Raw genomic sequence first — 11,412 nt, 5'->3', positions numbered from 1 at the left:
GACCGGAATCGAACCGGTACGGTATCGCTACCGCAGGATTTTAAGTCCTGTGCGTCTGCCTGTTCCGCCACTTCAGCGTATTTATTTCGTCGCCGTCATCTGACGACAAAATTAATTATATAGTATGAACATAATACTGTCAACATTTTTTTCACTTTTTTTTATTTTTATTTCATTTTCTATCTAAAGCCAGTAAAATAGCCACTTCCAACTGATTTATTTTCTATACTTTTTTATATTTTTTATATTTTTTTATTATTTTTTATAAAAAAATTTAATAAAAAAAGAGAAAGATAAGTGATTATCCATTCTCTCTAATATATAAAACTTATATAACGGTTCTAATTAAAAACTCTTTTTAGATCTTCCTTTAAATTCTTGATGCTTTTTAAAATCTTGTTGTCTTTCTTCACTATCCTTTAAGAATCTAGACATAATATCTTCAAAGTTTGCTGGTGCAGCTTTTTTCTTTTCAGATGTCCATTCAATTTCTGCAGGTTTTACAGATTTTTTCTTAACGTTAGCTTGCTTAATTGATAAACTAATTTTTCCATTATCATCAATTGATATAACTTTAACCTTTACCTTATCTTGTTCATTAAGATGTTGTCTTATATCCTTAACAAAAGAATCTGCAACTTCTGAAATATGAACTAAACCTGTTTTACCTTCTATCTCTACAAAAGCTCCGAAGTTTGTAATATTTACCACTGTACCCTCTAATATGTTTCCTGCCATTAAGGTCATTTTACAAAGAATCCTCCTTAAAATTAAAAATAATCTATGTCATTAATAATAATAACCATATTAATAGAAATTTAAACTTAAACCAATACTATTCTACCTCATTACTTGGAATAATTTGCTGCTCACCTTCTTTTATTAATCCTAGCCTCTCTCTAGCTAGTTTTTCTAGATACTCATTATTACTTTGAGCCCTATCTAGTTCTGCTTGCAACTTAATATTTTTTTCTTTTAATTCCTCTAATTCTTGGGCTTGAGTAGAAATATCACTCTTTATTCTTTTTAGTACAATAACTTGTTTTATTACACTTATACTAAAAAATCCAATAACTAAAACAATAATAATTCCTTTAAGGTTTACGTTTTTTTTCATAAAATAGTACCCTCTTTATATTATTCTATAAATATATTGTAAACCACTCTACATAATTAATTCAAGATATTTTTTATACTAATTGTTTTTTCCTGTAATATTGTGAAATATTACTTTAAATGGATAAATAAAATTTTTAAATATTACTCTAAACATTTTTCCTAAAGCACTTATAAGCTTTAACTCAAATTTAATACATATATTACTAATAAACCTTATGTATAAGGTCAACGAAATAATCATAAATATATAAACATAAGCTCCTAAAAAAGCATAATTAGTATAAAGGAGGAATGTAAAAACTGCCATAGCCGCTAGTATCCAAAACAATATATCTTCAATTGCAATTACAATTTTATTTACATTGCTACCTCTTATTATTCTATATAAGTCAAACATTGCTCCGGTTAGTATACCAGCTAACATTGCATAAAGTATAATACTAAATTGTACATCTGTTTTTAATGGCATAATAACCTCCTATTTAAAAAGCCTTCCAATTATGCTTTCTTTTTCTTTTTTAACTTCTTTTCCACTATAAACGATATAATATATTTCTCCATTAATCATTACATCGCCATTCTGTACATCAAGCTTATTCATTTTCAAATTTTGACCCTTTATCGTTAATGCTCCAAGCTTAGTATTAAGTAATATCTTTTCATCATCAAAGCTAATTACTTCCTCTACTCCAGTTAATGTCATTTTCTTTCTGTTTTCTAATATAATATTTCCTCTATTATCCTCTATACTACCCTCTAATTTTTTCTCCATTATTTACTCCTCCATATATTTCTTGATTAAATATATGAAGTATTATTAAAAATTATTCTTGATCTTCTACACCTTCTAAAATCTCATACATTTCTTTAGCATTTTCTTTTCTCACATGATCAGCAATATTAATAATTCTTGCCTTAAGCTTTCTATTTGCAAAAGTAATTTCTATTATATCTCCTTCATTTACGTTAGTTGATGGTTTTGCTACCTTATCATTAATTGAAACTCTTCCGCCTTCACAAGCTTCCTTAGCCACTGTTCTTCTTTTTATTATTCTTGATACTTTTAAATATTTATCTAATCTCATATAATATTCCTCCACATAAGTTCATTAATTTTAGGTATTAAAAAGCCCGAGATAACTCGGGCTTAAAAATTATAATTACTTATTAACTCTCTCTTTAAATTCCTTACCTGCTTTAAATACTGGTACAGTAGAAGCTGGAATGTTTATAGTTTCTTTAGTTCTTGGGTTTCTTCCTTCTCTAGCTGCTCTTTCTCTAGTTTCGAAAGTACCAAATCCAACTAATTGAACTTTTTCCCCATTTTCTAAAGCTTCTTGAACTGAATCAATGAATGCTTTTAATGCAGTTTCTGCATCTTTCTTTGTTAATTGGCTTTTTTCTGCCATGCTAGTAATTAATTCTGCTTTATTCACGATTTACATCCTCCTTAAATAAACAGTTAAAAATATTGTAGTTAACTATTTTTAATTATGTACTATAACTACATTACCTTATTATATATCCACTTTATTCAGTAGTCTATAGTAATACGGGCTTTTTTTCTATAAAAATATATTTATTACAACTTTTTCTTGTAGTATAGTCATTTTTATATTCCTCTTCTTAAAATATTCTGCACAAACTATAAAAATCCTTCTATAAATGCAGAAATTCTCTATCTTTTCTGTTAATCGTACTTTTTTGAATCTTCCCATAAAGCATTCATTTCATCTAATGTAGAGTCGTTTAAATTTTTGTCTTGCTTTAATAAATTTTCCTCAACAAATTTAAATCTTTTAACAAACTTTTTGATTGATTTATTTAATGCTTCTTCTTCATCAACATTTAATAATCTAGCTACGTTAACACAAGCAAATAATAAATCACCAACTTCATTTATTATTTTTTCCATATTATTGGATTTATATACATCTAATACTTCATTTATTTCTTCTTCTATTTTTTTAACAGCTTCATTTACATCTTCAAAATCAAATCCAACCTTTGAAACCTTTTTTTGTACCTTGTGTGCTTTAGTTAATGCAGGTAATGTCTTTGCTATTCCCTCAATTTCTTCAGTAAGAGTTTCATAGTTCTTTTCCTTTTTCTTTAATTCATCCCAATTCTCTAAAACCTCTTTAGATGAATCAGCAACTACATTTCCAAAAACATGAGGATGTCTATAAATCATTTTTGTTGTTATTGCTTCTATAACATCAGATATATTAAAATATCCATCTTCTTTTCCAATTACAGAATGGAATACAACTTGTAATAAAACATCTCCTAACTCTTCTATTAACCCATCTATATTATCATCTTCTATAGCTTCTACAGTTTCGTAAGCTTCTTCTATAAGAGAATTTTTAATACTTTCGTGAGTTTGTTCTCTGTCCCAAGCACATCCATCTTCTCCTCTTAAAATTTCAATTGTATTGATTAAATCATAAAAATCTTTTTTATTATTTATATCCTTAGGAATATATACTGAAGTTAAATAGTCTATATCTTCTTGCATATCTAATTCATATAAAGGAATTTTTCTTATAGATTCTTCTCCTTCTATTCCTGCGGCTCTTACATAGTATATCTCTGTTTCATCATTATAATATTCAAGTAATTCAAGTTTTACTTCAGAAGCAATTAATACATTATATACTTGAGTAATTATAGTACCAATTCTTTTATCCAATATTTGATTTTTTATATCAAACGCATCTATTATCTTTAGTCCTTCTATTGGATCAATTTGAAGCCTATCCATCATAGCATCCACAAAGCTAACTGCAGGTAGTATTTTATATTCTATATTATTTTCATTACATAAGTTAATAAGATTTAAAACTGATCTTTCTGCTACTAAAGGATGTCCTGGAACAGCATAAACTAGTTCACCACATTTTTTATATTCTTCTATCATTTCATTTGCAATATTAGAATATACCTCATCAAAACTATTTCCTTCTTCATAATAATTATCACAAGTCTTAAAAGAAGTTAATCCTTTTTTTAAATAATCAACTGTAGGATGCTTTTCTGTTCTAAAATAAAGGTTTTTACTTTCCTCTAAAGCTCTAACAGCTCCTATCGTTAAAGCATCTGGTGAACCAGGCCCTAATCCAACTATTTTTATCATTGTACAGTACTCTCCTTACATCATTTTCTTACTAATCTATTTTTTATTTCATCAACATTAAATACTTTAAAAAGTAGAATAGCTATTATATATATAATAATACCCATAAATATTGATAATAAGCAAGAAATACTGTTACTGTCTATTTTTTTCATTATAAAATCATAGCTAAATAAGACTACTACTATCATTGCAACTGATGCATATGCCGGCTTTATAAAAGAATCATAAATACTTACTTTACATTTAATTTTACTTTTAAGTGCTATAAGATTTAATATAGTAACTACTACATAAGCAGAAATACTTGCTATTACAGCACCAAAAATATTTATTTCTGGTATTGGAACTAATATTGTAGTTAAGATTACCTTTACAATACATCCTATTACTAGGTTTATAACTGGCCTTATATAATGATTTGTAGCCTGTAAAACAGACGTTGTCGTTTGAGTTACAATAACAAAAGGTATGGATATTGATAAATATCTTAATATTTCAATTCCCTCATATCTATCAAAAAATACTAACTTCATTATAGGTCCTGCTAAACAAAACATTCCTAATGTAGCTGGCAATGCAATAACTGCTGATAATTTCATTGCAATATTAATTTTACTTTGCATTTCTTCTTTTCTGTTTAGTATATAGTTTTCTGCTATTATCGGAATTAATGATGTACAAATTGCTACTGATAATGTTAAAGGTATATTAACTAATACAGCAGCCTTACCAGTAAGTTGTCCATATAAAGCCGTTGCATTTGCAACACCAGATTCAACTAGTTTTTGTGGCACTAATATAGAATCTATTAAATTCATTATTGTTCCTACTGTAGCACCAATAGAAATTGGAATTGCAATCTTTAATATTTTACTTAATAATTCTGGATTAGTTTTAACCCTTCTTATTCCCATTTCCCTTTTTACATGCCTATACTTTATAATCAAATATATTCCTGCAATAAAAGCTCCCCCTGCCGCTCCAAAAGCAGCTCCTCCTGCGGAATATTCAATTCCCTTGCTAAAAAGAAGATAGGCTAGTCCAACTCCAATTATCACTCTTCCTATTTGCTCTAATATCTGTGATACTCCAGACGGTGTCATATTTTGAAGTCCTTGAAAGAAACCTCTAAATATAGTAACAAATGAAACCATCATCGGTGCAAAAGATATACCTATTAATGAGTAATAAGATTTCATATCCCATTTTAAGAAACTAATAATTGGCTTTGCAAAAAAGAATAATATCAATGAAGTTCCTACCCCTAACGTTATCATCAAAAAAGAAGATTCTTTAACAACTTCATAACTTCCTTCTACATCTCCAACAGCATTTTTTTCTGATATCATTTTAGAAACTGCTACCGGAACCCCACTTGCCATTCCTACATAAAACATGTATAAAGGATATGATAATTGATAATATCCAATTCCTTCATCACCAATTAACATAATTAATGGCCATCTAAAGAAAAAGCCTAATACTTTTGCTAACATTCCAGCCATTCCCAATACCAAGCTTCCTTTTATAAGAGATTGCTTCTTCATAAAATACCTCCAAACTCAAATTACTGACTACTACTAATTTTTATTTAAAGCTTAGAGGTATTATTACAAATATTGTATAAATATTTAACAAATATTGTAATATGTCTAGTATTATTTATTGTTCCATTTGCTTTCCTAAGAAAGCTGCTGCAGTTTCAGCTAATTTTAACTCTAAATCTCCAAAAACATCTCCAGATTCTTTTGATACAATAAGCACAGCTCCAATTGCATCACCTTCAGCAATTATTGGTGCTATCACTTGGCTTGTATATTCTCCTGGGTCCTCATCATTATGTAATGGAATTGTTTTACTATTCTCTGTTATGATAGAAGGTTTTCTACCATCCATTATAGATTCTAGTTCTGAACTTATTTTTCTTTCAATATAATCTTTCTTTGTTGCTCCACTTACTGATATAAAGGCATCTTTATCAGCAATTAAAACAATATGTCCAATTGCTTGTTGCAAGCTTTCAGCATACTCCTTAGAAAAATCAGTTAATTCTCCTATTGGTGAGTATTTCTTTAAGATTACACCACCTTCTCTATCTGTAAATATTTCTAATGGATCTCCTTCTCTAATTCTTAATGTTCTTCTAATTTCTTTTGGTATAACTACTCTTCCTAAATCATCAATACGTCTTACTATTCCTGTAGCTTTCATTACTATGAGTTACCTCCTTAATTATGTTATATGATTAACTGCATTATTATTATTTGAAGTATTAGAAATTTTATACACATATACCCAATATTTATCCTCTCCTATCTAAAGAGGAATTATATGAAGTCTATGGTAATTTTACAATTATTAAATTCAAATAATAATTGTGAAAATTTAAAATAATATCTTCCATATCTTCAATAATAAATTTCCCTAAAATTCAATTTATTATTTATAATAATAAAAAAAGCCAAACAAGATTTTTATAATCTTGTTTGACTTTTTACTACAAATTAAAGTCTATCTTCATATAATTTAACATTTAAATCTTTTTTCCATTGTTCTAATGTTGAATTATATACTTCTTCTTTCTTTTGACTTTCTAAAGTTGATTTGATAGTATCTTTTACTTCATCAAGTGGAGTTACTGTATCTTCAGCTTGAACTCCCTCAACCTTTATTATATGGTATCCAAATGAACTTTGAACAGGATCTGAAATTTCACCTTCTTTTAATACTTTAAATCCAGCTAAGAAGTCAGTATCAAAGTTTTCTTGCTCATTTTCAACATATCCTAAATCTTCTGATAATGGGAAAGTTCTTGAAGTTGCATTAGCTTCATACTCTGCATATATATCATCAAAAGTAGCTTCACCAGAATTTATTTTATCCTTAGCTGCTTTTGCTTCTTCTTCAGTTTTAAATAATATATGCTTAGCATTTGCTCCAGCTTTTTTAGTATAATCCTCTATATTTTCATTATAGTAAGTTTCAATATCTTCATCAGTTACAGTAACATCTTTTGTTATTGCCTCAGTAACTTTTTGAACTTTTACTAAATTTTCAAGGAAAGAATTAAATTTCTCATCGCTCATTCCGTAATGTTCTAAAGCTTCCTTTAATTTATCTTCTCCGCCATAAGCCTCAACAAAGTTTTGTCTTTCAGTTTCTATTTCAGTTGCTAATTCTTCATCTGATGGAATATATCCAAGCTCTGTTCCTTTAGTGATTAATACTTTATTATCTACTAATTGTTCAAGAACACTTTGTCTTGCACTCTTTAATTTAGCTTTTAATGTATCATCTATATTATTTTCATAATCTTCACCATAAGTTTCAATTAAATAGTCTATATCAGCCTGTAATTCACTATTTACATCTGCCATAGTAATTTTGTCACTTCCAACCTTCGCCAATACAGTCTTTTGTATAGCTTCTGGAGTTTTTTCTATCATCTTACAACCAGCCATTGAAAATGCCATGACAGCAACTGTTGCAATAGCTACTATATTTTTTATCTTTCTCAATTTATTTCCCTCACTTTACATTCATAATAATTTGTTACATACCCTAGTATATCAGTTATATCCTTTTTATTCAAATTCTACTGTCTATTTTTTACGTGAATTTTTAATTAAATCAGTAAGAAGTTTTTTATAAAAATCTAATATTTCCTCACGCTTAATACTATTTACTTTCACAGCAAAAAATGGAGTTTCTCCAAAGTATAAAACAACATTTTCTTTATATTTTTTCATTAATATGTGATAAATATCATTAACTTTTTTATATCCTTTTGGGAACTTAAATCTTACCTCTTTAGGTGTTTCTTTTATCTCTTCAATTAATAATACTTTAGCTAAACTCTTAACATATGCAATATCCATCAAATTATATACAGCTTCAGGAATTGATGAGTATCTATCCTCTAACTCATCCTTTATATCTTTATAATCATCCATATTTTCAATTGCAGCAATTTTTTTATAAACCTCAATTTTTTGAATTTCATCTTCAATATATGATGATGGAATATATGCATCAACTTTAATATCAACAGTTGTTTCAATAGGTTCTTGTTCTATTTCACCTTTAATTAACTTAACTGTATCTTCAAGCATTCTACAATATAAATCATATCCTATAGCTGCCATATGTCCATGTTGAGATGAGCCCATCATATTTCCGGCTCCTCTTATTTCTAAGTCTCTCATTGCTATTTTAAATCCTGATCCAAGCTCAGTAAAATCCTTCAATGCTTTTAATCTTTTTTCAGCAACTTCTGTTAATACCTTATCTTTAGTATACATAAAATATGCATATGCAATTTTATTAGAACGTCCAACTCTTCCTCTTAATTGGTATAATTGTGATAATCCCATCTTATCAGCATTATTTACTATCATGGTATTTACATTTTGAATATCTATACCTGTTTCTATAATAGTTGTACAGACTAAAACATCATATTCCCTCTGCATAAACTTAATCATTTCAGATTCTAATTCTTTTTCAGTCATTTGCCCGTGAATTATTCCTACCTTACATTCTGGTACTAATTCACTAATATATTTAGCCATTCCTTGTATGCTTTCGACTCTGTTATATACAAAATAAACCTGGCCATCCCTTGCCACTTCTCTTAATATAGCATCTCTGATAAGCTGATCATTTTGCTCTACAACATAAGTCTGAATTGGAAATCTCTCTTCTGGTGGCGTTTCAATAACCGAAATATCCCTAACCCCTGTTAATGACATATGAAGCGTTCTTGGAATAGGTGTTGCACTTAATGTTAATACATCAACATTTTTCTTAATTGATTTTATTTTTTCTTTTTGCGCAACTCCAAATCTTTGCTCCTCATCAACTATTAATAATCCTAGATCTTTAAAAACAATATCCTTTGATACTAATCTGTGAGTTCCTATTAATATATCAACATTACCTTCTTTTAACGCTTGCAACGTTGCTTTTTGCTGCTTAGCTGTTCTAAATCTACTTATCATATCAATTTTCACAGGAAAATCTGAAAATCTTTTAACTAAATTTTTATAATGTTGTTCAGCTAATATTGTAGTTGGAACTAAAAATGCAACTTGTTTTCCATCCATTACAGCTTTAAATGCTGCTCTTATCGCAACCTCTGTTTTCCCATATCCAACGTCACCACAAAGCAATCTGTCCATTGGCTTATCTGATTCCATATCATGCTTTATCTCTTCTAATGAAGATAATTGGTCTGGTGTTTCTTCGTATGGAAACTCATCTTCAAACTGTCTTTGCCATTCAGTATCTTTAGAATATTTATACCCCTTTAAAGCTGCTCTAGCTGCATAAAGTTTTACTAAATCTTCAGCTATTTCATTTATTGATTTTCTTACCTTTGCTTTAGCTTTTTGCCATTCATTTCCACCTAGTTTATTTATTTTAGGGCTTTTTCCTTCACTACCAATATACTTTTGAACTAAATCTAGTTGATCTACTGGTACATAAAGCTTATCACCTTTATCATATACAATATCTAAATAATCTCTTGTATTTCCTGCAATCTCAATTTGCTTTATTCCCTTAAATACACCTATTCCATGATTTGCATGTACAACATAATCTCCAGGTTTTAATTCTGCAAAGCTAGTAATTTTTCCAACGCCCTTTTTCTTACTGCTTTTTTTAGGAAGAGATTTCTTAGCTTCACCAAATACTTCTTTATCCGATATTACACAAACTTTTAAATCTGGATACTCAAATCCCTTTACTAGATTACCAAAAGTAACTACAACTTGCCCTAATTCAATAGAGTCAACATCATCTTTATAAACACTTTCAACATCTCTATCTCTTAATGTCTTTACTAATCTTTCACCTCTAGTTCTAGTTCCAGCTAAGATTAATGTCCTATATCCATTTTCCTTTCTTGATTTTATATCTTCAATCAATAAATCTAATTGCCCATTATAACTATTTGATGTAATTTGCTTAAATTCAATATTTTTTCTTGGATATAATATATCTGTTTTATTTTCAAAAGTATTCAAAGTAATAACGTTTGACTTTTCTAAATTAACTAATAATTCATCTTTATCAATAAGTAATTTGTTTTGTGATGGTAAAATATCCCCTCTTTGAAGAAACGCTAAATAATTTTCATTAAATTCATAGTAGATACTTTCAAGTTTTCCTTCACATCTCTTCAAATCATCAATTACAAATGTATATCCATCCAAATAATCAAAAAGCGACTCTGATTTCTCATAAAAGAAAGGTAAATAACTATCAACAGTTTCAAAAGTAGATGTTTCACTTAACATTTCTAAATTTTTATTTACTATTCTTGATATTTTCTCAATTTGTTCACTATTTTTATTATTTGCCTTTTCTAATATAGAATTTAGCTCACTAATAATTGTGTCGTTAGCTCTTTTTTTTGCTTCTTCATCAACAATTACTTCTTTTGCTGGAAAAATATCAATTGATTTAACTTTTTCAATACTACGTTGTGACTCTATATTAAAAGTTCTAATCGAATCTATTTCATCACCAAACAATTCAATTCTATATGGATAAACAGCTGTAGGAGGGAAAACATCAAGTATCCCTCCTCTAAACGAAAATTCACCTTTACCTTCTACCACTTCAACTCTTTCATATCCACACTCAATTAATTTAGTAGAAATCTCTTTTAAATCTACCTCATCACCATTTTTTATATTAATACTATAACTTAAATATTTTTCTCTTGGTGTATATAATGCTGTCATCGCTTCTATAGAAGTAACTATTATCTTTTTATTTTTATTATTAAGTATTTCTTTTATAACCTTTAGCCTAGCCCATCTTAAATCGCCCGAAATAGCATCAACATTATAAAATACAACTTCTCTTATAGGTAAAAAATACACATTAGTTGAATAAAAACTTAAATCATCATATAAATTTTTAGCTTCTATTTCATTATGTGTTACTACAACTAAGGAATTATCTATTTCATTAGAAATAGCATCTATAATATAACTTTTTCCTGATTCTGATAACCCAACAATATTTATAGGAAAAGTTTTCGTCTTTAATCCCATTGAAATATCAATAAATTTTTCATTTTCAATTAAGGGTTGTAATAGCCCCTGCAATCTCATTGTATCACCTTCCATATTCCCTAT

11 protein-coding genes and 1 tRNA gene are annotated in these 11,412 nt (G+C 28.2%); all 12 read right to left on the bottom strand.

Going from position 1 to position 11,412, the window contains the following annotated elements:
- Nucleotides 1-69, bottom strand: a tRNA-Leu gene (locus ABUA17_RS11505).
- Between the two features lie 276 nt (nucleotides 70-345).
- A complete protein-coding gene (locus tag ABUA17_RS11500) occupies nucleotides 346-747 on the bottom strand; it encodes a S1 domain-containing RNA-binding protein (RefSeq protein WP_042400035.1) in 402 nt (133 codons plus the stop codon).
- Between the two features lie 88 nt (nucleotides 748-835).
- Nucleotides 836-1,117 carry an FtsB family cell division protein gene (locus ABUA17_RS11495; protein ID WP_042400039.1) on the bottom strand — a complete coding sequence of 94 codons (282 nt, stop codon included), beginning with the start codon at nucleotides 1,115-1,117 and terminating at the stop codon, nucleotides 836-838.
- Between the two features lie 78 nt (nucleotides 1,118-1,195).
- On the bottom strand, nucleotides 1,196-1,588 hold the full coding sequence (gene yabQ / locus ABUA17_RS11490; RefSeq protein ID WP_042400042.1) for a spore cortex biosynthesis protein YabQ: 393 nt from the start codon (nucleotides 1,586-1,588) through the stop codon (nucleotides 1,196-1,198).
- Between the two features lie 9 nt (nucleotides 1,589-1,597).
- Nucleotides 1,598-1,891, bottom strand: a complete 294-nt coding sequence (gene yabP, locus ABUA17_RS11485) for a sporulation protein YabP (protein WP_042400046.1) — start codon at nucleotides 1,889-1,891, stop codon at nucleotides 1,598-1,600.
- Nucleotides 1,892-1,943: 52 nt separating this feature from the next.
- On the bottom strand, nucleotides 1,944-2,204 hold the full coding sequence (locus tag ABUA17_RS11480; RefSeq protein WP_042400050.1) for an RNA-binding S4 domain-containing protein: 261 nt from the start codon (nucleotides 2,202-2,204) through the stop codon (nucleotides 1,944-1,946).
- A gap of 75 nt (nucleotides 2,205-2,279) precedes the next feature.
- Nucleotides 2,280-2,555 (bottom strand): non-specific DNA-binding protein Hbs, encoded by a 276-nt coding sequence (gene hbs, locus ABUA17_RS11475; protein WP_042400053.1) that lies wholly within the window; start codon nucleotides 2,553-2,555, stop codon nucleotides 2,280-2,282.
- A 254-nt stretch (nucleotides 2,556-2,809) separates the two neighbouring features.
- A complete protein-coding gene (gene yabN / locus ABUA17_RS11470) occupies nucleotides 2,810-4,258 on the bottom strand; it encodes a bifunctional methyltransferase/pyrophosphohydrolase YabN (protein WP_195951411.1) in 1,449 nt (482 codons plus the stop codon).
- 20 nt (nucleotides 4,259-4,278) lie between these two features.
- Complete coding sequence (locus tag ABUA17_RS11465; protein ID WP_055292144.1) at nucleotides 4,279-5,808, bottom strand: putative polysaccharide biosynthesis protein; 1,530 nt, start codon at nucleotides 5,806-5,808, stop codon at nucleotides 4,279-4,281.
- A gap of 115 nt (nucleotides 5,809-5,923) precedes the next feature.
- On the bottom strand, nucleotides 5,924-6,472 hold the full coding sequence (spoVT, locus tag ABUA17_RS11460; RefSeq protein ID WP_042400064.1) for a stage V sporulation protein T: 549 nt from the start codon (nucleotides 6,470-6,472) through the stop codon (nucleotides 5,924-5,926).
- 293 nt (nucleotides 6,473-6,765) lie between these two features.
- On the bottom strand, nucleotides 6,766-7,779 hold the full coding sequence (locus tag ABUA17_RS11455; RefSeq protein ID WP_082423937.1) for a peptidylprolyl isomerase: 1,014 nt from the start codon (nucleotides 7,777-7,779) through the stop codon (nucleotides 6,766-6,768).
- Nucleotides 7,780-7,863: 84 nt separating this feature from the next.
- Complete coding sequence (mfd, locus tag ABUA17_RS11450) at nucleotides 7,864-11,388, bottom strand: transcription-repair coupling factor (protein ID WP_042400169.1); 3,525 nt, start codon at nucleotides 11,386-11,388, stop codon at nucleotides 7,864-7,866.
- Nucleotides 11,389-11,412: the final 24 nt, after the last annotated feature.

It is taken from the genome of Clostridium sp. RTP31139st1_H3_RTP31139_211217 (assembly GCF_040227035.1).
In the GTDB taxonomy this organism is placed as follows: domain Bacteria; phylum Bacillota; class Clostridia; order Clostridiales; family Clostridiaceae; genus Clostridium; species Clostridium saudiense.
The sequence above is the reverse complement of the archived record's forward strand: the minus strand, read 5'-3'. Positions and strand labels throughout refer to the sequence as shown.

Excerpts from the sequence above, each read along its gene's own strand:
- ABUA17_RS11465 (WP_055292144.1), bottom strand. The coding sequence starts at position 5,808 with ATGAAGAAGCAATCTCTTATAAAAGGAAGCTTGGTATTGGGAATGGCT.
- ABUA17_RS11480 (WP_042400050.1), bottom strand. The coding sequence starts at position 2,204 with ATGAGATTAGATAAATATTTAAAAGTATCAAGAATAATAAAAAGAAGA.
- spoVT (WP_042400064.1), bottom strand. The coding sequence starts at position 6,472 with ATGAAAGCTACAGGAATAGTAAGACGTATTGATGATTTAGGAAGAGTA.
- yabN (WP_195951411.1), bottom strand. The coding sequence starts at position 4,258 with ATGATAAAAATAGTTGGATTAGGGCCTGGTTCACCAGATGCTTTAACG.
- ABUA17_RS11495 (WP_042400039.1), bottom strand. The coding sequence starts at position 1,117 with ATGAAAAAAAACGTAAACCTTAAAGGAATTATTATTGTTTTAGTTATT.
- yabQ (WP_042400042.1), bottom strand. The coding sequence starts at position 1,588 with ATGCCATTAAAAACAGATGTACAATTTAGTATTATACTTTATGCAATG.
- ABUA17_RS11500 (WP_042400035.1), bottom strand. The coding sequence starts at position 747 with ATGACCTTAATGGCAGGAAACATATTAGAGGGTACAGTGGTAAATATT.
- mfd (WP_042400169.1), bottom strand. The coding sequence starts at position 11,388 with ATGAGATTGCAGGGGCTATTACAACCCTTAATTGAAAATGAAAAATTT.
- yabP (WP_042400046.1), bottom strand. The coding sequence starts at position 1,891 with ATGGAGAAAAAATTAGAGGGTAGTATAGAGGATAATAGAGGAAATATT.